The sequence below is a fragment of the Paraburkholderia phytofirmans PsJN genome (assembly GCF_000020125.1).
Lineage (GTDB): Bacteria > Pseudomonadota > Gammaproteobacteria > Burkholderiales > Burkholderiaceae > Paraburkholderia > Paraburkholderia phytofirmans.
Genome location: NC_010676.1, coordinates 1,242,289 through 1,264,243, shown reverse-complemented (window position 1 = coordinate 1,264,243; position 21,955 = coordinate 1,242,289). Strand labels below are relative to the sequence as shown.

Sequence of the window (21,955 nt, the reverse complement as noted above, 5' to 3'; positions counted from 1 at the left end):
TTGCTAACGGATCATTGCGTCTTGACGGACTGCGTTTCGAATATGACGGGTTGTCCGAGTTCAGCCCACGCCTGGGCCATCGGCAGATAACGTTTCTCGATTGCGCCGCGCCTGATCTTCATGGTTGGCGTGAGCAAGCCATTGTCGGACGTCCAGGCATCCGCGACGACCACGGCGAAGGCGAGCTTCTCGTGATCTTCAAGCGTGTCGTTGACCTTGTCGAGCATGCCGCGCAGCTCGGCACGCAAGGCATCATACGCAGGCGTGCCCTGGAGTTCTCCGCGCGCGGCGGCCGACAGCATCAACAGCGCGAACGGCTGGGCGAGCCCCGGCCCCGTCGCGCACACGGCTTCAACTTTTGCATGACTCAGCTTGTTCTCGATGGGCGCGGGAGCCACATATTTTCCCTTGCTGGTCTTGAAGTTTTCTTTCACCCGCCCTGTGATTTTCAAACGGCCGAGTTCGTCGAGTTCGCCGCAATCGCCGGTTTTGAAGAAGCCGTCCTCGGTCATGCTTTGCGCGGTCAAGTCCGGCTGCCTGTAGTAGCCGAGCATCATGGTCGGCGCTTTGAGCAGAATCTCGCCATTCCCGGCAATCCGGCATTCGACGCCCGGCATGGCCTGGCCGCAATAGCCGGGCCGCACGAGCCCTGGGCGGCTGTAATGCGAGTACGAGAAGTTCTCCGTCATGCCGTACACGTCCAGTAACTCGAGGCCGAGCATGCGATACCAGTTCGTGATTTCCTCAGGCAGCGGCGCCGAGCCGGTAAAGGCGATTCTTGTCGCGTCGAGCCCGAGCATCGTGAGGATCTGCTGTTTAATGACCGCGGCTTCGGGGCTCGCCGTCTCAAGCAAGGCTTGCTGGCTCGCGGGAAGTTTCGCGCAGACGCCCTGATAGAACTTGGTCCACAGTCGCGGCATCGAAATGAATACAGTCGGTCGCGCGCGATGCAAGTCCTGAACGAAAGTAGCAAGACTATCGTTGAAGAAAACCTGGAAACCGTGGCAAAGCGAATTCGATTCGACGAAGGAGCGCTCGGCCGTGTGTGCGAGCGGCAGATAGGACAGAACGCGGTCCGCCGGAGTGAAGCCGCAGAATTCACCTGCCTGCGCCGCATAGGCAAAGATCGTCCCGAAGCTGTGCAGGACGCCCTTGGGACGGCCGGTGGTGCCCGATGTATAGATGATCGTAGCCAGTTCGCCTGGAGCCGGCAGGTGAACGTCCCGTAATGGCGCCTGGCTCGCGACGATATCGTCCCATTGGAGGGCCTCCGGCACGGGTGACATGGGCAAGCCGATCAACCGCGCATGCGGCGGCACTGCTTTGCGAATTTCATTCCAGCCGTCAGTCTTGCCGTCAAGCTTGCCGACGAACAGCAAACGAACGTCGCAGTGCTCGAAGATGTACTGCGCAGTGTCCGCGTTGATGGTTGTGTAGAGCGGTACCGAGAAGTGACCGGCCATCCAGATCGCCAGATCCGCGATGATCCAGTGGGCGCTATTTTTGCCGACGATCGAGATCGCACTGCGCGGCGGCAGTTGCAACGACTGCAAATAGCCAGCCATGCGCCGGGCCTGATCGCCGACCTCCTGCCAGGTGTACTCCACGACCTGTCCGTCCGGCATCGACTCGGTGAGGTACGGTGTATCAGGCTGCACACGCTCCCAGTGCACAAAGCGATGAACCAGTGTGTCCGAATTCGTACCGCTCATTTCAGTCTCCATATATTTTTCTGCGGTCCGGCGCCATACCGGCAGCTGCATCCGTTATGGGCCGCCGGTTGCCGCCGCCGTCTGTTCCGCCGCGAACCACCGCCGTGTACCAGCGCCTTGTCTCTATGCAACATTCAGATGCAGGGTAAGGCACGGTAAGCGATCGGGGCAACAAATTCTCCCCCCCGTAATTAGGGGTGACTGCGCGGCACGCCGACACGAATATTGCGCCCATGATGGACCGGCGCGTTCGAGGCAATGTTGGCATCTATCGTGCGAACCCGACGGCAGCTCGAGCGGTGTTCAGACCATGATTCGTCCTGCGGCCGTCAACCGTACCGTCGCCGCCCATCTCCACCATGGAAGGAGACGACATGAAACGTATCATCCCAGCCTTGCTTCTGGCGGCAGGAGCGGCGCTGGCCATCTCGCACCTGGCCGGCGCGCAGACGATCACCGAACCCACGAAGCAGCCGGGGCTGGCGGGTTATGACCAGCCCAATCAGTATCTGGCGGCCCGCACGGTCAAGCTCGCGGACAACATGGAACCGGCCATCGCGCACGGCGACCAGCAGCAGGAGGCCGTTCGCAAGCTGGAAGCCCTGCAGAAAAAAACCGGCAAACGCCCCAACGTCGTGATCTTCCTGCTCGACGACGTCGGCTATAGTGATTTCGGCTTCAACGGCGGCGGCGAGGCGGTGGGCAACGCCACGCCCGACATCGACCGCATCGCGAATCAAAGCCTTATCCTGAGTTCGGCGTATTCGCAGCCGAGCTGTTCGCCGACCCGCGCCACCATCATGACCGGCCAGAACATGGCCCACCATGGCATCCAGATCCCACCCATGTACGGCCAGCCGGGTGGTCTCGAAGGATTGACGACGTTGCCGCAGTTGCTCTCGCGCGCCGGCTACACGACGCAGGCCGTCGGCAAGTGGCACATGGGCGAAAACGCCGGCTCGCAGCCGCAGAACGTCGGCTTTGACGACTTCCGCGGCTTCCTCTCGGTGTCGGACATGTACACCGAGTGGCGCGACCCGCAATACAACCCGGAGATCGCGCTGAGCCCGCAGCGTTATCGCTACATCCTCAATCTGCCGTTCAACAAGAGCGACGTACACGCCGTCAAGGGCGGCCAGATCGAAAGCCTGTATGAGATCAACACCGACACCATCAAGGATCTCGATACCAAGTGGCTCGACTACACGGTCGGCTTCCTCGACCGGCAGAAGAACGCCACCAAGCCGTTCTTCCTGTACTACGCTCCGCGTGCCTGCCACTTCGACAACTATCCGAACGAGTACTACAGCGGGCGTTCGGCGGCGCGCACGAATTATGGCGACTGCATCGTGCAGGTCAACGACATGTTCAAAAAGCTGATCGACACGCTGCAGGCGAACGGCGAACTGGATAACACGATCGTCTTTTTCGCATCGGATAACGGCCCGGAACAGGAGGTGCAGCCGGCCGCCCGCTCGATGTTCCGCGGCGGCAAGGGCTCGACCTGGGAAGGCGCGGTGCGCTCGCCTTTCTTCGTCTACTGGAAGGGGATGATCGAACCGGGCCGCTCGGACGGCCTGTTCGACTTCGCCGACATGTTCAACACGTCGGTGGCGCTGTCCGGTACGCCGGGTGCGGGCGTCTCAAAGCTGGTCCCGGCAACGACCTATCTCGACGGCATCGACCAGACCTCGTTCCTGCTCGCCGACAAAGGCGTCTCAAACCGGCGCAGCGTTTTTTACTTCTGGAACGATGAGCTTTCGGCTGTGCGCGTCGACGAGTTCAAGCTGATGAAGAAATTCCAGCTTCCCGACGCCGTCACGCAGAAAGGCTACAACGGCGGTTTCTCGGGAATGCTCGGCAATGCATGGACCGCGCTGGTCTTCAACCTCTACACGGATCCCAAGGAAGAGGAGTCGATCGCGATCCGCCATATCCCGGTCAGCGTGCCGCTCGTGATGGAGTTCGCCCGCTATCAGCAGGTGCTCAAGAAATATCCCCCGAAAACCCAGGCCTCGCTGAAGTAGGCTTGACCGCGCCGACGTCCCGTCCGATGTCGGCGCTTCTGGCATTGGAAACTGCAATGAAGTTAGCGAACAAGCATGGGTACGGGGCGGCCGCCGTCGCGATCGCTTTTGTCATCGCCGGCACCGCCGTCGCCGCGTATGAGCACGTCAAGGGCCCCGCGCCGCTTGCCGTCGGCGACGGCGTGGCCGGACCGAAAGACATGGTGTGGATCGCGGGCGGCAATTTCATGATGGGCAGCGAGCACCCACGCGCGCTGCCCAACGAGCGGCCCGCGCACGAGGTGAAGGTCCATGGCTACTGGATCGACCGCTACGATGTCACCAACATGCAATTCGCCCGGTTCGTCGCCGCGACCGGCTATGTCACGACAGCCGAACGCAAGCCGCGCTGGGAAGATCTGGCGGTTCAGTTGCCGCCTGGCACACCGCGCCCCGCGGACGATACGCTCGTCCCCGGCGGCCTCGTCTTCACCGGCAGCGACGCGCCCATCGCGCTGAACGACTACTCGCGCTGGTGGAAATTTGTGCCCGGTGCCAATTGGCGGCATCCGGGCGGACCGGGCAGCAGCATCGCCGGCATGGACCATCATCCCGTCGTGCAGGTCTCTTACGAGGATGCGCTCGCTTATGCGCGCTGGGCACACAAGCGGCTGCCGACCGAAGCCGAATGGGAGTACGCGGCACGCGGCGGCCTTGAGCAGGCCGATTATGCGTGGGGCAACGAGTTCGCGCCGGCCGGCAAAAAGATGGCGAACACCTGGGACGATGCGGCCCGCCCGTTCCCCGTCACCGCAGACCGTGGCAGCCACGAGAAGGTTCAAGTGGGGACGAGCGTGGTGGGCAGCTTCGCGCCGAACGGCTATGGTCTCTACGACATGGCCGGCAACGTCTGGCAGTGGGTCGCCGACTGGTATCGCGCGGACGCGTTTCGCGTCGAGGCGGCGTCCGGGCATGTGGTTAGCGATCCTCACGGCCCGGTCTCGAGCTACGATCCCGGCAACGGTCCGACCGCCGCGGCCCCGGAACGCGTGACGCGCGGCGGTTCGTTCCTGTGCAGTGAAACTTACTGCATCAGCTACCGAACCAGCGCGCGCCGCGGCACGGACCCGATGAATGGCATGTCGCATCTTGGCTTCCGGCTGGCCATGGACGAAGACGAGTGGAAGCGGGAGTCGCGCCATTGAGGTGACGCTGATGCCCGGATGCTGGCCACCTCAAAAAAGAGGACGGTGTCTCGGTTTGACTTGCAGTGAAGTTCACTGGCGGTGAAGTTCACTGGCGGTGAAGCCGACAAGGTCCTCCCGGATCTCATTTACTTTTCAAACCGTCTCGCCAGGCAATCGCTTCGAGTTCGACCCGGACTGCGTCCTCGACGGCAACAACGGGGTGCGCCCGAAATTCAAATGCGGGGAATGTCGAGCAAACTTTGTGAACCGCTAACGGATCGTCGCAGTCGACCAGCATGTGCCCACCCCACTCCCCGACACGCACCACGAAAAATTCGATCTTGAAGTTCTCTGGCGCTTTCCACTGACCAAAGACGTCAAGGATTCGCTTCTGGGCATTCTCGTACTCCAGAGGCGAACCTTGTGTGCGTTCAAACCAGCTAATGATGTACTTCATGGCCATCCTCCTTCTACACATCAATGTCGCCAGAACGCTCGCCGTTTGGACGGGCTAGCGAATCAGCAAGCTACAACTGGAGCAGCGGCGACGAATGCCCACTGCTGTTGCCCGTCTTGTGCACCGCTTCGAAGCGGTCAGTGAGGGTCGCTTTACGTGTTTAAAGTAGCTTAGCTCACGGCAAGAGACATTCGATGGAGATGTCACTGCGAACGGCGGTTCATGGCAAATTGCCTGCTATTCACCCCTACTATCGATCAGGCACGCAACGCACCGGCGTCCACTCAAGACGACACGCTATTGCGCCGCGCCGCTTCGATGGCAGGCGAGGCAACCGGTAGCGCGGCCCGCCGGTTGCCCTGCCAGACCCGCCAGGCGATCGCAGGGCTGAGCAGCGACGCCGGCGGCATCATCAGATTGACGACCTTCAGAAACGCAATCGCCAGCGTGCTGTCGCGCGTAGCGGCACGGTGAAGCTTGCCGATATACCAGTTGATGAAACGCAGCATCGGCGAGCGCGCGCCTTTGACTTGTGGATGGCGGAGGTCGTTGCCCACCGCGATGTCCCACGGAATATCGACGATCTTCGCGGCCGCCCTGAAGAATCGGCGCGCAAGATCGCGCGGACCCGTGCGCAGGCAGCGCTGCAGCGTCAGTGCTTCCTCCGCCGCGACCGTCATGCCCTGCCCGTAGACAGGATTGAAGCTGCAGATGGCATCGCCGAAAACCAGATAATTTTTGGGGAAGCGCGCAAGCTTCTCGTACCGCCGACGCAGGTTGGAGACGTAGCGATAGCGTCTGTAGTCGGTGAGCGGCTCCGCTCTTGCGACCAGGTCGTGAATTTCCATGGTCGGCAGCGTCGCCAGATAGGCGAGAAAGCCCTGGTCGTCGCCGGGTGCGTCGTCGCCGAGAAAACCGCCGGCGCTGACGATCCAGCTATCGTTTTCCTGCGCAAGCACGACGCCGTTGCGCCAGTTCGGCGCACTCCCGGCGACAACGATACCGTGCTTACCGTCGAGATCAGTCGGCCGGCGTCGATAGGTACGGGTCATATAGCAAATGCCGATCTCGACCTCCTCTTTGGCGGGCGACGAGTAGCCGAGCTCCTCGAGCCACGCCGCACTGGATGAGCCGCGGCCAGTCGCATCGACGACAAGGTCCGCTTCAATGGTCTCTTCCGGGTTGCCCTCGACACAGGCGCGCACACCTGTCACGCACCTGCGAGCGGGGTCGGCGGCAAGACCTCGCACAGCGCAATTTTCCACGACGCGCACGTTCGTCAACCCCAGCAGCCGCCGGCGCAAATGACCTTCGAGCACGGGGCGGCTCGCAAGCAGACCGGTCAGGTCGCTCGCGCCGTTGGCGAGCCTGACGTTGCGGCCTATCCAGATCACGTCGTTCGCTACATCGCCGATCAACCCGTTGCTTTGCGCGACAACCTCATGGTTATATCCGGGGAAGAATTCGTCGAGTATCGCGCTGCCGCGCGCAAGAAGCCCATGGGTATGACGGCCCTGCGGCACGCCCTTGCGCGGCAGGTCAGCTGCTGCAAACGCATCGCGTTCCAGCACGGTGACGGTGGTGAAGAAATCCGCCAACACGCGGGCGGCGAGGAGCCCGCCCATGCTGGCGCCGATCACGATTGCATGTTCTCCCACGTTCTTCATGGCAATTCTCCAGTTCAATCCAAGGCGATGCGTCCGGTGACCATCGCTTGCACGGAATGGTAGGATTGCCTCGTCCCCTGGGCGTCCCCCGGACGCCATCATCGAGAGTCGACTCGCCATGGCTCTGTTCAGCGTGCGGACGCTTGGATTTCCGGAGATCCGTCAGGACGACCGGCTCTGCCAGTTGCCCTTGCGCAAAGGCCTGGCCCTGCTGGTCTATCTGGCCGAAGCGAATGGCCCGGTCGCGCGCGATGCCGTCGCTGCAATGTTGTGGCCGGATGGCGGCGAAGAGGTTGTGCGGGCGCGGCTGCGGCGTCTGTTGCATCGCCTCCAGCACACGCTCGGCGACGACGTTCTCGCGACAGACCGGTCAACCGTCCGATGGTCGGCGGCGATCGGTCTGCAAGTGGATTCCCAACTGTTCGAGCAAGCCTGCGATAGTGGCGACTTTGAGCGGGCGTGCCGCCATTATTCCGGCGACTTTCTCGACGGTTTTTCGCCCGGCGACTGCCCGCAGTTCGATGAGTGGGCTTTTTTTCGCCGCGAGGCTCTGCGAAGCCGGGCGATCCAGGCGCTCGAGCGAGTGGTGCACGACAGGAACGCAGCCGGCGACTACGCGGCCGCAGCCGCGCACGCCGGCCGTCTTGTCGAGCTCGATCCGTTCAGCGAAGTGTACGGGCGGCACCTCATCCGCAATCTTATGCTCGCCGGAGACCAGGCCACGGCCCAGCGGCACCTCGCGGCCCTGACCCAACGGCTTCGCGACGAGCTCGATGTGGCGCCCGAATCCGAGACCCTCGCCCTGCTCGATGCCGGTGCGGCGTTGCCCTTCGAGGACCCGCCGTCGACGCGCTACGTCAGCGGTAACGGCGTCCATCTCGCCTACCAGACCTACGGCGCCGGCCGCATCGATGTGCTGGTGCTGCCAGGTTTCGTGTCTCACGTCGAACGGCTGTGGGAGGAGCCTCGCTGCCGGGCGTTCCTGTCCTCCCTTGCCGGGATGGGCCGCCTCATCCTGCTCGATCGACGCGGCGTCGGGCTGTCCGACCGGGTCGGGTTCAATCCGGGCGTCGACGCGACCGCGCAGGACATCGGCACCGTGCTCGATGCCGCCGGCAGCCGGAGGGTCGTGCTGTTCGGTGCGTCAGAAGGCGGACCGGCATGCATCAGGTTTGCCGTCGATCACCCCGCTCGCGTCGCCGGCCTCATTCTGTTTGCTTCGTTGGCGAAAGGAACCGCGACGAGCGACTATCCCCACGCGCTTCACACCGGTCAGTACGACATGTGGCTGCAGCAGCTCGTCGCAGCCTGGGGCGGCCCCACGGGCATCGAGACATTCGCGCCGAGCCTGTCCGTCGACCCACAGGCGAGAGCCTGGTGGGCAGGCTTGCTGCGGGCCGCGTCGAGCCCGGGCGCCATCAAAGGTGTGCTCGAGGCTTTGCGCGACATGGATGTGCGGCATCTGCTGGGCCGAATTTCCGTGCCTACGCTGGTGCTGCATCGCCACGACGATCGCGCCGTTCGCATCGGCGCGGGCCGGCATCTCGCCAGCCACATCGCGCAGGCTCGATTCGTCGAACTTGACGGCGCCGATCACTGGGCCTTCGCGGGCGATCAGCAGCCTGTCCTCGACAACATCAGGCAATTTGTCGGCAGTCTCACTGGGTAATCGCGACCGGGAGATCGGGCACAAGGCATCCGTCGCACAGCGTGCGATCAAGAGGCAATCCGCCACATCGACCGTGCGCGAATGGTCAGACAGCCAGGTGCACCTTCGTGCAACTCAGCGGCGTTTTTGCTCCGACAAATCGCACGCTTCTGGACCGCACATGCACTGATTGAGCGCAACGGCTTCTCACCGGCACGCTTACGTTGCTAAACGCGAGACGACGAAACAAAGGCCTTCATGGCCGTTTTCTGCAAATCGGACACATCCGGCCACCGACCCCGGCAGATCATGCCAACTAAGGCGCCGACTGGGACAGCACGTCAAATGCGGCCCGGAAGTCGCTAAAGACGATCCAACTTCGTTTGTACCGGCACGCGAAATCAGCGAGCCAAGACGGTTGAACGACTCTAAAGGATGACAACGATGCGACTCGGCAAAATCCCCGTGACGGTCATTACCGGCTTTCTCGGCGCGGGCAAGACCACACTCGTCAATCACATTCTCGATGCAACCCGGCCGATGGCGATTGGCATCATTGTCAATGAATTCGGCGAGGTGGGCATCGACGGCCAGTTGATCGTGGCCGACGAGGAAGCCGTGGTCGAGATCAACAACGGCTGCGTGTGCTGCACCGTGCGTACCGATCTGGTGGCCAGCGTGCGCGAGTTACTGACACGCTACGGCGACCGGCTGGAGCGGTTAATCGTGGAAACCTCCGGACTCGCCGACCCCGCACCGGTACTGCAAACATTTCTCGCCGACCCCGACGTACGCGAGCGCGTGGAACTCGAAGCCGTCGTCGCCGTGGTCGATGCCTGTCATGCGCACGCGCAGCTTGGCGACGACATCGCACGAGAGCAGATCGTCTTCGCCGACCGCATCGTCATCAACAAGACGGATGCCGCCACACCCGCTCAACGCACAGCGCTAGCTGACACCATTGCGACGCTGAATCCGACCGCGCGGCTCGAGTTCACGTCCCACAGTGCGATCGACGTGAACGCGCTGCTCGGCGTGCGTAGCTTCTCGCTCGACAACCTGCTCTCGATCGAACCCGATCTGCTGGACGACGGCGCACACGATCACGAACACGACAACTCGATTGCATCTTGCGCGTTCGTCGTGCCGGGCGACGTGGACGCCGCGCGCTTCAACCGCTGGGCCAATCAGCTCGTGCAAACGCATGGACAGCACCTGCTGCGCATGAAGGGCGTGCTCAACATGCGTGGCGAGGCGCGGCGGCTCTATTTTCACAGCGTGCATATGTTGATGGACACGCGCTTCGGCAAAGCCTGGGCACGCGACGAAACGCGCGAAAGCCGCTTCGTCGTGATCGGCCGGGGCATCGATGCCGCCGTCATGCGCGACGGCCTGCTCGCTTGCATCGACGAACCCGTGCACAGCTGAGCCCTCGCCAACGCCACTTTCCCCCTTTCGTATCACCACACTTCCATCCTTTATCGAGGAGCAGGCAAATGAAGAAACCTGAGGCATACACAGTGAGCATCGGCGTTCTCGCCGTCGTCGACACATGGCTCACCGGCACCATTTTTCCGGTGCCGGTGTGGGTGACGTTCATCGCATGGGCGTCGTTCTTCGTGCTCGGCGGCGGCAACGCCGGCTTCGTCAAAAGCGTGGCGTCGAATCTGACAGGTCTTGTCATCAGCTCGCTCACGCTCCTCGGCATCGCGACGATGACCACCACGCCGTTCGGCATCGCGGTGGCGGTCGGAATCGGCAGCGCGCTGATGGTTCAGGCGTCGAAGATCAGGCTGCTCGACGTGCTGCCCGCAATCGTGTGGGGCTTCGCGTCGACCGTCGGCACCACTGTGGCCAGCGGCAGGCCGATCACCACGGCCGGCATCGGCAACCCGGCGCTCGTGGCCGCGGCCGCACTCGTGACCGGCGCGCTGTTCGGCTTCGCCTCCGAAAAACTCGGCGACGCGCTGTCGTTCAAGCGCACCCATCAACTCAGCTAATTCGATTCCTATCCGTCTGCGGAGCGTATCGTGAAACTACAGCATCACCTTGGCGGCATTGAAAATCTCGGACCTGTCAGCACGGAAACACGCGTGTTCGTCGAACCGTGGGAAAAACGCATCTTCGGCATTCACACGGTGATGATGGCCGAGAGCGCGCATCTCTCGGACGCCATCCATGCGTACCCGGTAAAGGAATTGCCAACGTCATTCAAAAACGACTGGACGTGGGCTTCGCTGCGAACCGGCGCAGAAGACATGCAGCCGTTCGAGTACTTCAAGTACCGCTACTACGAGAAATGGCTCGGCGGCATTTCGCAGTTCTTCATCGATCAGGGCTATATCAGCGCCGAGGAGTTGGGCGAAAAAACGGCCTTCTTCCGCGCCAATCCGGACGCCGCGCTGCCGGAAAAACCGAACGAAGCGATCGGCGCGCAGATCGGCGCCTATCTGCAGAAAGGCGATTCCGGCGCCCACGCGCTGGATGGCGCAACGCGTTTCAAGGCCGGCGATACCGTGCGTATTGCCGATCCGGATGCGGTCGACCATACGCGTCTGCCCGGTTATCTGCGCAACAAGACCGGCTTGGTCGACCTCGTCTATCCCGGCGCGTTTTCATATTTCGTGTCGACGGGGCCGGACGGAATCGGCGAGCCGATGCCCGTGTACCGGATTGCGTTCGACGCCGCCCACATCTGGGGCTCCGGAAAAAGCGAGGAGCACACGACGATTTACGCAGACCTGTACGAAGCCTACGTCTTGCCAGCACATTGAAATCTTTGCGACGAAACCCGATTGCACAACGAGAGAGAACGATATGAGCAACCTGTTCCAGTTTCCCGACGACCGGGAAGCGTCGAGCGCCGCCAAGGTGCGCGCGCTCGAAGCACTGCTGATCGAGAAAGGCGTGATCGGCAGCGATTCCGTCGATGCCGTACTCGAACACTTCGCGACCATGGCGGGACCGTTCAACGGCGCGAAGATCGTTGCACGAGCATGGATCGATCCGGAGTTCAAGAAGCGCCTCGTCGCCGATACGCCGGCTGCGATCGCCGAACTCGATTTACCCGATGGCATGGCGGGCGCGGAAGGCGAACACATGGCCGCCGTCGCCAACGACGCGGACGTGCACAACCTCATCATCTGCACATTGTGCTCGTGCTATCCGTGGCCTGTGCTCGGACTGCCGCCGTACTGGTACAAGGATCCCGTGTTTCGCGCGCGCGGCGTGCGCAAGCCGCGTGCGGTGCTGAAGGAATTCGGCGTCGAGGTGCCGCCCGGCAAAGCGGTGAAAGTGTGGGACAGCAGCGCGCAGATCCGCTGGTTCGTGGTCCCGGAACGGCCCGCGAACACCGACCATCTGAGCGAACAGGAACTCGCCGCGCTCATCACGCCGGAATCGATGATGGGTGTGGCCCTCGTCGCCCCGCCCGCCGCTTGAAGGGAGCCTGCGATGTTCACACGCTTCGAGGAATATGCCGCCACATCGATGCTCGGCGCCATCGATTCGCCGCCCCGGCTCGACGGCAAGCTGTATTTCACCAATCGCTGGGAGCGGGATGCATTTGGCCTCGCGTTGTCGCTCTCGAAAGCGGGGTATTTCGAGTGGGAAGATTTTCGCCAGTGCCTGATCGCCTCGATCGCGCGTTGGGAAAACGCTCCGGCCGATTGCGCCGCACCGCCGCACTGGGACTACTACGAGCGCTTTCTGGAAGCGCTGCTGGACGTGGTCGAAGCAAGCGGCGTGTTGTCCCGCGACGAACTCGCGAGAATCATGACCGCGCGCCGGCCCATGCAAGTCAATGCGCCGGCTTCTCACCTGCCGACCGCTTGAAACACGCCGCTTCAAACTCTTCTATCAACTGACTCTCGATTTCAAAGGATGCCTGTCATGAGCGATGCTGTCCTCCACCCAACTGCCGAACTGACGCCGATTCCGCTGCGCGAGTTGCTTCCGTGGATCGTTTTCGGCGGTTTGCTAATGCTGCTCGCGCTGTATTTCGTCGGTGCCGAACAAGGCGCCACCTCGATCGTTCCCGGCATGTACGTGCATGAATTCGTCCACGACGGCCGCCATCTGCTCGGTTTCCCCTGCCACTAATCCGCGAGGTCGTCATGGTCGGAAAACTATTGATGCGCGGCATGCTTGCCGGCGTCGTCGCTGGATTGGTGACGTTCGGCTTTGCGAAAATCGCGGGCGAGCCGCGCGTGGATCAGGCCATATCGTTCGAAGAGCACGCGGCCGCCGCGCGCGGCGAGGCGCCCGAGCCTGAGCTCGTCAGCCGCGAGACGCAGGCGGGTCTTGGGCTGTTGACCGGGGTGGTGACTTACGGCGCGGCATTCGGCGGCCTGTTTGCACTGACCTTTGCATTCGCATATGGCCGCGCCGGCCGATACGGCGCTCGGGCGCTGTCGGCGACGATCGCGCTTGCGGCTTTCGTCACGCTTTCCGTGGTGCCGAACCTGAAGTATCCGGCCAACCCGCCGTCGGTCGGCGACCCGGACACGATTGCCTATCGAACCGGACTCTACTTTCTGATGATTGCCGTGTCGATCGCCGCGCTGGTGTTGTCGTTGCAGGTGAGAAGACTGGCGAGTGCGCGACTCGGGACATGGAATGCCTCGATCGCAGCGGGAGCCGTATTCGTCGCTATCATTGCCGCAGGGCAACTCGCGTTGCCGAGCATTAACGAAGTTCCGGCGGCGTTTCCCGCCACGCTGCTCTGGCAGTTCCGGCTGGCGGCGCTCGGCATGCAGGCGATCCTTTGGACGACCATCGGCTTGCTGTTCGGCGCGCTGGCCGAACGCTGCGTGCCGGCGGGTCGCGAGCAGGACGCTCGTGCGCGCGTTTCCCGGGCTTTTATGGCGGATGGCCGGCTCTAATGTTTCTGGATAGACTGACTGCCACAACGGAGATGGGCTGATGAAACACATCAAAGTCGGCATGGTGGTCTTTCCCGGCTTCCAGCTGCTCGACATTGCCGGTCCGAAAGACGCCTTTGCCGAAGTGAAAATACTCAGCAAGGGTGAGTCGGAATACGAAATGCTGACCGTCGGCACCACGCGCGGCAGCCTGCAGTCTTCGAGCGGGCTGACCATCATGCCCGACCGCACCATTTTCGACGTGTGCCCGGAATTCGACACGATCATCGTGCCAGGCGGCCTCGGCATTTTCGAGGCCTTCGACGACCCCGCGCTGAGCGGCTGGCTCAAGGATCGGCACAAGCAATGCCGGCGCATGTCGGCGATCTGCAACGGCCTGTTCGCGCTCGGTTCGGCCGGGCTGCTCGACAACCGCGTGGTCACCACGCACTGGATGGACGTGCCGCGCCTCGCGGCCACCTTTCCGAAGGCGCGCATCGAGCCCGACCATATCTACGTGCAGGACGGCAGCATCTTCACAACGGCTGGCGTGACCGCCGGGATCGACCTGTCGCTCGCGATGATCGAAGCCGATTTCGGCCGGCAAATGGCGCTCGATGTCGCCAAATATCTCGTGGTCTATCTTCGCCGTGCGGGCGGCCAGTCGCAATTCAGTCCGCTACTCGAAGTGCAGGCTTCGCCGTCGACGCAAACGCTCTTGTTGCAGCAGTACATGCTCGACAATCTGCATGTCGATCATACGGTGACCACGCTCGCAGAACGCGCGCATATGAGCGCGCGCAATCTGTCGCGGACCTTCATGAAAGAATGCGGCGTCACGCCGATGACATTCCTCAGCCACGCGCGAATCGACGCGGCACGGCATTATCTGGAAGCCACCACTTTGCCCTTGCGTGAAATCGCGCGCCGTTGCGGATTCGACAATACGGACGGGTTTCGCCGCATCTTCCAGCGGCGTCTGCAGATCAATCCCGCGGAGTATCGCGAACGGTTCAGGTCGAGCAATGGATCGTCCAGAAACGGCGTGGGCACGGTGCTCGCTGAAACGCGTCACGCGGATAGCGCGAGCCGCGCTATCAATACGTCGATCAAGGCCCGCACTTTGGCTGAGGAATGACTCCGTTCGGGCACGCACCTGGATACGATTGACCACGCCCCCACCGCCGTCCATACACCAGGCGTCCTGTTCCGCCTGCCAGTCAACCGCGTTGATTCGAATGAGGATAGATGGGCTTTGATATGGTCATCGCGGCCGTTCAAATGCCAAACTCGATGCCTGGCTCGCCATGAATCAGGCGCCCTATGGCTTGCAGGCATGCCGCCCGAGCCCGGTTATATCGATCGCGGATGAGATCGCTTTTCTACGCCTCGCAGACCCGGTTACGTCCGGTTGATTTCGCTTCATATAGCGCCGAGTCGGCCATGTTCACCAGCGTTGCGCCATCACGAGCGACGCGCTCGTCGGAGGTCACCAGGCCGATACTCACAGTCACCCGGCCATACCGGCTTTGGACGTGCTCGAGATTCAGATCGAATACGGCGCGCCGAACGGTTTCGGCGACATTTGTAGCGCCGGTTGCGTCTGTATCAGGAAGAGTCACCACGAACTCCTCACCGCCGTATCGGGCCACCTGGTCCGCCGATCGTAGAACGCACAGGCCCACACACTGGGCAACGGCTCGCAGCACCTCGTCGCCCGCCTGGTGACCATAGTAGTCGTTGTAAGCCTTGAACTGATCAATGTCGATGAACAGCAACGAGAGCGGACGGCCCGAGCGGTTGGCTCGTTGCCACTCCTTTTGCAGCGTATCGTCGAAGGTGCCGCGATTGCTCAACCCCGTGAGCGCGTCCGTACGCGCCAGGTGCTGCAGTTTCGATTCCGCACGCTGCCGCCGCCGCAGTTCGCGCGACAACAGCAAAGATCCCGCCCCGAGAATTATGCTGAACACCGCCATCACGATCTCGAGCCGCAGGGCCCGGCGTCGCCATTCAGCGTAAACGTCGCTTTCCGCAGGCGCCACGTCGACGATGATCGGAAGCCCGTGCAAGTGCTTGTACACGTAGAGCCTGCGGATCCCATCGATCGAGGCGGTGCCCATGAAGGCACCTTCCTTCGTCGACATTGCCTGAATAAAAACCGGAGCGTTCTGGATGTCGCGTCCGACCACGTGCGGATCGTAGGGTAAGCGCGTGATCATGGCGCCGTTAGTCTCGATCACTGCCGCGGTGCCGTGCTCCCCCACGGACAAGCCGTCCAGCAAAGCGCGAAAATAGTCGATGCTTAGCGTGCCGACCACGACACCGCCGAAAGAGCCGTCCGGGTGCGAAATCCGGCGGCTCAGGGCAATCGTGAGCGCCCCGTCCCGCAGTCGTGACTCGTAGGGCTTGCTGATGTAGAGGCCAGTGTTGCCGTTATCGCGATGAAAGCGGAAGTAGTCACGATCGCCGAAACTGCCCGCTCGCGCCGGTAAGAATCCGGAGTCCAGAACGATATCCCCACGCTCATTCATCACGAAGATGGAGCCAAGGTACTTGCCTGAAGCGGCGCGGTCGAACAGCACCCCGTTGCGGATCTTCGCGGGGAGCGCCATCATCTGCGGATCCGCAACCCCTTCCACTACCGCCTGCAGCGACAGATCGTAGAGCTCGATGTTGCGAGCGATGTCCCGCTCGATAACCAGCATCAGGTTCCGCGCGTTTTCCTCAGCGCGGTTGTAGGCATCTTTACGCGACTCGAAAAGCACCCACGCGCAAAGACTGCACGTGAACAGTATCAGCAGAACGCCACAAACAATCACGCCAGATGGCGACAATACCCGCGACGCGGATGACGAAATGGATCGCCGCACAAAAGGCGGTAGTGACGAACGCATGGAGCCTCATGAAACGGATTCATACACACGGCCTGAAACTACGTCGCCGGGCACCTGGGGACAGCGAGCGCTGCCAGCGCGATTAACCGGTTATCGCTATCCCCCTCGACGCATGCAACCGCTGAAATGAACGCGATTACCGCCGCCCGGGATCTGACAAAATCATTACTTGAGTCATTCAATGGAAAGCCAGGACGTCTTCTCGACTATTCGAGGCGGCACGCGTCCAGTCACCGCCGGCTGGACGACGTCGAGCACTATGGTATCCGAGAATCACAACGTGCCGCGTTTATCGAACGGCCAGCATCTTCGCGTGGGCAACGATTGTCGCCGTGCAACCAATGAGAACGGCCGCTCAGACGAGCCGTTTTTCAAACCAATGATGCGCATACGGTTCCGCGCTGAACGCCTCGACTTCGACGTATCCACACTGCCGGTATAGCGAGATCGCCTCGTGCAGCGTTCGATTTGTTTCCAGACGAATAACGCGCGCTTTGGCTTGCCGGGCGCACTTCTCCGCCTCGACGATCGACCGGCGGCCTACACCCATCCCGCGAGCGGAAGGGCTCACCCACATTCGTTTGAGTTCGGCCGGAGACTTCTTATGAAACTTCAGCGCGACGCAGCCGACCGGGCTTCCATGGAGTCTCGCCACGATCAGCGCGCCTTCCGGTGGCGTCAGTTCGTGGGCATCTGCCGAAAGGCTGATGGACCGGTCGAATCCGGCGTCAAAGCGCTGATCGAGTTCGCTGAAATACTGTTCGAAGCACCACCGCGCGTCATCGCTATCTGGCTGTTCAACGGCAAAATGCACAAGAGATGCCTGTAGCAAACGCTCGACCTCTGACATCGCCGCGACCAGTCTGCGGCGCTGCACATCGCCGAGCGGTTCGAGCGCGCGTAGCGCGACCGCGTCGGAAAGCCGTTCGAGTTCGACCCTTTCCGCGAGGCCCTTCTGAGTCAGACGAGCCCGGCGTACCCGGCGGTCGTTTGGATGAGTGAGGATAGCGACAAGTTTTCGCCGTTCAAGAGACGCCAACGTGCGGCTGATATAGCCCGAATCGAGATTTAGCCGCGCGCGTAGGGCACGAATGTCCGCGCCTTCGACACCGATCTCCCATAGCAGGCGCGATTCGCCCATCGGGCGGCCCCGGCCGAGGAAATGATCGTCGATAGCGCCAATGCTTTCCGCGACTACGCGGTTAAAGCTACGAACCTGGAGAATGTCGGATGTGTCCATGCCTCTGACTTTAGTCAGAGATATGCGTTTGGTCAACTTGAACGCGGGAAACATCTTTCACATCGACATATCGCGTCATGCTCTAGCTCCTTGTGCGCAGGCGATAGTCAGATCGCGCCGCAACAAATCTCCGGTTCAATGTACGCTCGGACAAAACCGCGGACAACTTCGAAGCCGTTATCCGCGGTCGACCGGAGGTTCTCTCGTGCCAAAAGATCACAGATGATGCGGACTATATCCTGCAGGCGTTCACCGTTGATCTGGACGCATACGGTGAATTTGTCGAGCGGGTGCTACGGCGGCAGCCGGGCATCGCGTCGATACAGTCGGGTCTGGCGCTACGCGAGGTGAAGTTTTCGTCCCGGGTTCCGGTTCCCGACGCCTGAACAGAACTGCTGGCTGAACATCTTTACGCGGCGCTCTATGGGCCAAAACGGGAGGGACGCAATCGGGTTCAGTCCGTTACGTCCCTACCATAGGCGCGACTGAGTTTCTCCGACACGGCCCCACTTTGTATCGCAACGTATCTCCCGGATGCAGCGACACCCGCGCATACAAAACCCTCCCTTCCCGACACATGCGTGATACCTCCGCGCGCTCCAATACGTCCACCCTACGTCGAACACCGCCTCCCGACGGCGCGTGAATCGTGAAATCATGTCGTCGTTGATGGGTAAGCCTGGCTTCATCGCCGATCGGAGAATTTATGTCAGACAAGCTCCCTCCCCATTCGCCCTCGCGCCGCCGTTTTGTCAGCGCGGCAGCGGCGGCCGTCGCTGCCGGCTCATTGAGCCAGCTCGCGTTTGCCGAAACGAATCAAGCGATTACTGAAGTTGTCCCGGCGACTGGCAGCGACAAGACCGCCATTCGCGCACTTCGCGTGCATGTGCCGGAATCGCAACTCGTCGACCTGCGCCGGCGCATCAAGGCGACGAGATGGCCTGATCGGGAGACCGTCACCGACAATTCGCAAGGCGTGCCGCTCGCGATGATTCAGGAACTTGCGCGCCATTGGTCGACCGATTACGACTGGCGAAAGTGCGAAGCGAAGCTCAACTCGTTGCCGAATTTCGTGACCGAGATCGATGGACTGGATATCCATTTCATTCACGTCCGTTCGAAGCACGAAAATGCGATGCCGCTCGTCGTCACGCATGGGTGGCCAGGCTCGGTGATCGAGCAGTTCAAGATCATCGGTCCGCTGACCAATCCGACCGCCTATGGCGCAAGGGCGTCCGACGCGTTTCATCTGGTCATTCCGTCTTTGCCGGGCTATGGTTTTTCAGGCAAGCCGACCACGACCGGGTGGGGCCCGGAGCGTACCGCGCGCGCATGGGTCGTTCTGATGAAGCGCCTTGGATACGAAAAATTCGCCGCGCAAGGCGGCGATCTGGGCGGCATTGTCTGCAACGTCATGGGCAAGCAGGCGCCGCCGGAATTGTTAGGCATCCATGTCAACTTCCCCGCGACGCTTCCGCCCGAAATCGTCAAGGCACTCCAGGCTGGCGATCCACCGCCCGCCAACCTCTCCGCCGACGAAAAGCACGCTTACGAGCAACTGAGTTCAGCGGCCATGAAGCGACGCGCGTACGCACTCGAGATGGGCACACGCCCGCAAACGCTCACAGGACTGTCGGACTCTCCCGTCGGCCTCGCGAGCTGGCTTCTCGATCACGGGGACGGGTATGAGCAGCCGGCGGCGGCGTTGACCTCGGCTGTGTTCGGGCACCCGGTCAACGGGGAATCGGCTGGCGACTTGACGCGCAACGACGTACTAGACGACATCACGCTCTACTGGTTAACGAATACGGGAATTTCCGCGGCGCGCTTCTATTGGGAGTCTCACTTCAACTTCCTCGCCGCCGCCGACGTATCCGTACCCGCTGCGATCAGCGTCTTTCCTCGCGAGAACTATCAGGCGCCGCGCAGTTGGACAGAGCGGGCGTATCACAACCTGATCTACTACAACAGGCTCGACAAAGGCGGACACTTCGCGGCGTGGGAACAACCGCAACTATTTACTGAAGAGGTCCGCGCGGGCTTGAGGCCGCTGCGGACATAACTGAGAACCTGCTGGACCCGGATCACTAATCGCAACGGGCGGCAAGGGTCCGGGTTCGGCGTATGTAGCGGCCGCATCCTCACGCAACATTCACTGGCGTCGCGTTGATCCGCGGCACGCGCGACACAAATCGAAGCCCTGGATTTTCCGGAAAGCCAGAGGCCGCCGATCACAGATCCAATGTCACACCCGCGTCGCCCGCAACCGGATGCGCCATGCAAACCAGCGCCGCGCCGGGTTCGATCTGCGCCTCCACTTCGCCGTCGTATTTGACCTTGCCCGACAGCAACCGCGTCGAACACGTCCCGCACATACCCGACCTGCAACTCGACGGCGCGTCGATACCGTGCGCTTCGGCGAATTCAAGCAGGCTGCCGTCGCGCGGCAGCCATTGAATCGTGCGCTCGGAGCGCGCAAAGGTCACTTGCACAGCACCCGCGTCTCGTACCGGCGTGGCCGCCGGCACTGGCTCGCTCTTGACGGCAACCGCGCGCTTGACGCTCGCCGGACCGAACGCTTCGAAACGAATCCGTTCATCGGCGACATTCAATCCGCGCAGACCTTCGTACAGGTCGCGCATGAACTGCTCGGGGCCGCACAGATAGAAGTCGTAGTCATCGAACGGAAGCGCGCGCTTTAATGCGTCGATGCTTACACGACCGGCCGACACGCCTTCGGTCACTCCGTCAGCGGCACTATCGAAAAGATGCAGTGAAAGCGCCGGATTGCGCGCGGCAAGCTCTTTCAATTGCGCACTAAACGGACGTTCGCGATCGCTACGCGCGCCGTGAAAGAAGAACACTCGCTTCGCCAGCGCACCCTCAGTGCGAGACGCTGCCAACGCGTGTCTAAGCATTGCCATCATCGGTGTGATGCCGATGCCTGCCGAAATGAACACGGCGGGCCGCGGGCTCTCTTCATCGAAAATGAAAGCGCCACGCGGCTTCATCGCTTCAATCTGCGCTCCCGCAACCAGATGCTCATGCAGCCATTTCGACGCAACGCCTTCGCGCTTCACGCTGATTCGATACCGCTGCGGATCGTGCGCATCGGAGAGCGTATACGTCCGCGACAAAGGCGTGGTAGAGCCCTCCACAGGCACGCGAATCGGCAGAAACTGCCCCGGCTTGTACGACGGCAACGGTGCACCGTCGACCGGTTCAAAATAGAAGGAACGGATCGACGCAGTCTCCTCGACCACTGCCGCGACCTTCAGCTTGTGCCACGGCGATGCAGCCACCGGCTTTTGCACTGCCGCCGCAAACTGCGGCGCGTACCCGACGTCCGACCAGCGAAACGGCAACGCGCTCCGGCTGCGCCGTACTTCCAGCACGTGAAAACGCACGAGCCGTTGCGCGCCTTCGAAGGCCGCCACTTCCGCGCCGTCCCAGATGATTTCCGCGCGCGCCGCGATATACAGCAGATCGCCGCTCGCAAAGTCGATGAACAGCAACCCGGCACGCGGATCGTGGATCAGGTTGCCGATCGTGTTGAAGAAGTTGTTGCCGACAAAGTCGGGGGTCGTCAGCGTGTGTTCATCGTCCACACGCACAAAGCCCGGCGCGCCGCCGCGATGCGAAACGTCGACGCCGCGCGCGAGCTCGGCGTCGTCCGCAAGATTCGCGCTCGCGATGAAAAACGTATCCGCCCGCGCCAGGAATGCGCGGTCGGCATCGCTGAGTTGCGCCGCTATTTCCGGCGGCATGGGAGGCTCGGAAGCACTCGGCTCGACCCACGTCGGTGTACGGCTTTGGATGTACTTGTTGCAGTTGCCGAAACTCTGATGAACATCGAGCGTCAACGCCGCCCCGTCCGCTGACATCACCATGCCATTGATCCGGTTGCGCCGGCGAGTCTGCGGCTGCAGCCCGAGGCCGCCGATCATCGAACCCTTCTGCCAGCTATTCGCGAGCGGATCGCCGGCTAACGCGCCGCCTTCGATGCGCAAGGTCTTCGCATCCGGCGACGACACGAAGCCCGGCAGGCCGGCGCGCACCGTCGCCCACGGCTGCCCGTGCGCATCGACGCCGCCGATCACCATGAACGGCTGCTCGGCAAAAAACTTACGATGCTGGTCCGGCATGTAGCGCCGGATCCCCCGGCGTCCCGACGCTTCAGCCACGCTTCTCACGCCCACGCGCTGCTGGGCGGCGACTTCCGCGGCATGAAACGGCGAGGTGTCGACGCCCCAGCCATTCAGAGGGATAAAGGAGGACATGA

18 protein-coding genes and 1 pseudogene are annotated in these 21,955 nt (G+C 62.0%); 13 read left to right on the top strand and 6 right to left on the bottom strand.

Annotated features, from left to right (window positions below; translation table 11 throughout):
• Nucleotides 1-11: 11 nt before the first annotated feature.
• Nucleotides 12-1,712 (bottom strand): AMP-binding protein, encoded by a 1,701-nt coding sequence (locus BPHYT_RS25350; protein ID WP_012426972.1) that lies wholly within the window; start codon nt 1,710-1,712, stop codon nt 12-14.
• Between the two features lie 374 nt (nt 1,713-2,086).
• On the opposite strand from BPHYT_RS25350, the gene BPHYT_RS25345 reads away from it, so the two are divergent.
• Both BPHYT_RS25345 and BPHYT_RS25340 read left to right on the top strand, forming a co-directional pair.
• The gene (locus tag BPHYT_RS25345) at nt 2,087-3,739 is read left to right on the top strand and encodes a sulfatase-like hydrolase/transferase (RefSeq protein WP_012426971.1); all 1,653 of its coding nucleotides are present in this window, start codon (nt 2,087-2,089) and stop codon (nt 3,737-3,739) included.
• 56 nt (nt 3,740-3,795) lie between these two features.
• A complete protein-coding gene (locus BPHYT_RS25340; RefSeq protein ID WP_012426970.1) occupies nt 3,796-4,923 on the top strand; it encodes a formylglycine-generating enzyme family protein in 1,128 nt (375 codons plus the stop codon).
• 124 nt (nt 4,924-5,047) lie between these two features.
• Here the strand turns inward: BPHYT_RS25340 and BPHYT_RS25335 are convergent, their stop codons facing one another.
• Together BPHYT_RS25335 and BPHYT_RS25330 are read right to left on the bottom strand one after the other, a co-directional pair.
• Entirely contained in the window at nt 5,048-5,362 is a 315-nt protein-coding gene (locus tag BPHYT_RS25335; protein WP_012426969.1) for a DUF3303 domain-containing protein, read from the bottom strand.
• A 284-nt stretch (nt 5,363-5,646) separates the two neighbouring features.
• The gene (locus tag BPHYT_RS25330) at nt 5,647-7,029 is read right to left on the bottom strand and encodes an NAD(P)/FAD-dependent oxidoreductase (RefSeq protein ID WP_012426968.1); all 1,383 of its coding nucleotides are present in this window, start codon (nt 7,027-7,029) and stop codon (nt 5,647-5,649) included.
• A gap of 118 nt (nt 7,030-7,147) precedes the next feature.
• On the opposite strand from BPHYT_RS25330, the gene BPHYT_RS25325 reads away from it, so the two are divergent.
• The 9 genes from BPHYT_RS25325 to BPHYT_RS25285 all read left to right on the top strand — a co-directional run bounded on the left by BPHYT_RS25325 (nt 7,148) and on the right by BPHYT_RS25285 (nt 14,677).
• Nucleotides 7,148-8,698 (top strand): alpha/beta hydrolase, encoded by a 1,551-nt coding sequence (locus BPHYT_RS25325; protein WP_012426967.1) that lies wholly within the window; start codon nt 7,148-7,150, stop codon nt 8,696-8,698.
• Between the two features lie 423 nt (nt 8,699-9,121).
• Entirely contained in the window at nt 9,122-10,105 is a 984-nt protein-coding gene (locus tag BPHYT_RS25320) for a CobW family GTP-binding protein (RefSeq protein ID WP_012426966.1), read from the top strand.
• Nucleotides 10,106-10,173: 68 nt separating this feature from the next.
• A complete protein-coding gene (locus tag BPHYT_RS25315) occupies nt 10,174-10,677 on the top strand; it encodes a DUF1097 domain-containing protein (RefSeq protein ID WP_012426965.1) in 504 nt (167 codons plus the stop codon).
• A gap of 30 nt (nt 10,678-10,707) precedes the next feature.
• Entirely contained in the window at nt 10,708-11,451 is a 744-nt protein-coding gene (nthB, locus tag BPHYT_RS25310; protein WP_012426964.1) for a nitrile hydratase subunit beta, read from the top strand.
• 43 nt (nt 11,452-11,494) lie between these two features.
• On the top strand, nt 11,495-12,118 hold the full coding sequence (gene nthA / locus BPHYT_RS25305) for a nitrile hydratase subunit alpha (protein WP_012426963.1): 624 nt from the start codon (nt 11,495-11,497) through the stop codon (nt 12,116-12,118).
• Nucleotides 12,119-12,130: 12 nt separating this feature from the next.
• Nucleotides 12,131-12,511, top strand: coding sequence for a nitrile hydratase accessory protein (locus BPHYT_RS25300; RefSeq protein WP_012426962.1), 381 nt, complete (start codon nt 12,131-12,133; stop codon nt 12,509-12,511).
• 57 nt (nt 12,512-12,568) lie between these two features.
• Nucleotides 12,569-12,778, top strand: a complete 210-nt coding sequence (locus tag BPHYT_RS25295) for a CbtB domain-containing protein (RefSeq protein ID WP_012426961.1) — start codon at nt 12,569-12,571, stop codon at nt 12,776-12,778.
• 14 nt (nt 12,779-12,792) lie between these two features.
• A complete protein-coding gene (locus BPHYT_RS25290; protein ID WP_012426960.1) occupies nt 12,793-13,560 on the top strand; it encodes a CbtA family protein in 768 nt (255 codons plus the stop codon).
• A 40-nt stretch (nt 13,561-13,600) separates the two neighbouring features.
• Complete coding sequence (locus BPHYT_RS25285) at nt 13,601-14,677, top strand: GlxA family transcriptional regulator (protein WP_012426959.1); 1,077 nt, start codon at nt 13,601-13,603, stop codon at nt 14,675-14,677.
• A 244-nt stretch (nt 14,678-14,921) separates the two neighbouring features.
• Here BPHYT_RS25285 and BPHYT_RS25280 read toward each other — a convergent pair whose 3' ends face one another.
• Nucleotides 14,922-16,433: a sensor domain-containing diguanylate cyclase gene (locus BPHYT_RS25280; protein ID WP_012426958.1), complete on the bottom strand. Its 1,512-nt coding sequence runs from the start codon at nt 16,431-16,433 to the stop codon at nt 14,922-14,924.
• A 355-nt stretch (nt 16,434-16,788) separates the two neighbouring features.
• Nucleotides 16,789-17,673 carry a bifunctional helix-turn-helix transcriptional regulator/GNAT family N-acetyltransferase gene (locus tag BPHYT_RS25275; RefSeq protein ID WP_012426957.1) on the bottom strand — a complete coding sequence of 295 codons (885 nt, stop codon included), beginning with the start codon at nt 17,671-17,673 and terminating at the stop codon, nt 16,789-16,791.
• A 116-nt stretch (nt 17,674-17,789) separates the two neighbouring features.
• Here BPHYT_RS25275 and BPHYT_RS37490 point away from each other — a divergent pair.
• Together BPHYT_RS37490 and BPHYT_RS25270 are read left to right on the top strand one after the other, a co-directional pair.
• Nucleotides 17,790-18,059 (top strand): annotated as a pseudogene (locus tag BPHYT_RS37490) (Lrp/AsnC ligand binding domain-containing protein); the annotation flags it as partial.
• Between the two features lie 320 nt (nt 18,060-18,379).
• Complete coding sequence (locus BPHYT_RS25270; RefSeq protein ID WP_012426956.1) at nt 18,380-19,735, top strand: epoxide hydrolase family protein; 1,356 nt, start codon at nt 18,380-18,382, stop codon at nt 19,733-19,735.
• Between the two features lie 169 nt (nt 19,736-19,904).
• Here BPHYT_RS25270 and BPHYT_RS25265 read toward each other — a convergent pair whose 3' ends face one another.
• Entirely contained in the window at nt 19,905-21,953 is a 2,049-nt protein-coding gene (locus BPHYT_RS25265; protein ID WP_012426955.1) for a pyridoxamine 5'-phosphate oxidase family protein, read from the bottom strand.
• Nucleotides 21,954-21,955 lie beyond the last annotated feature (2 nt).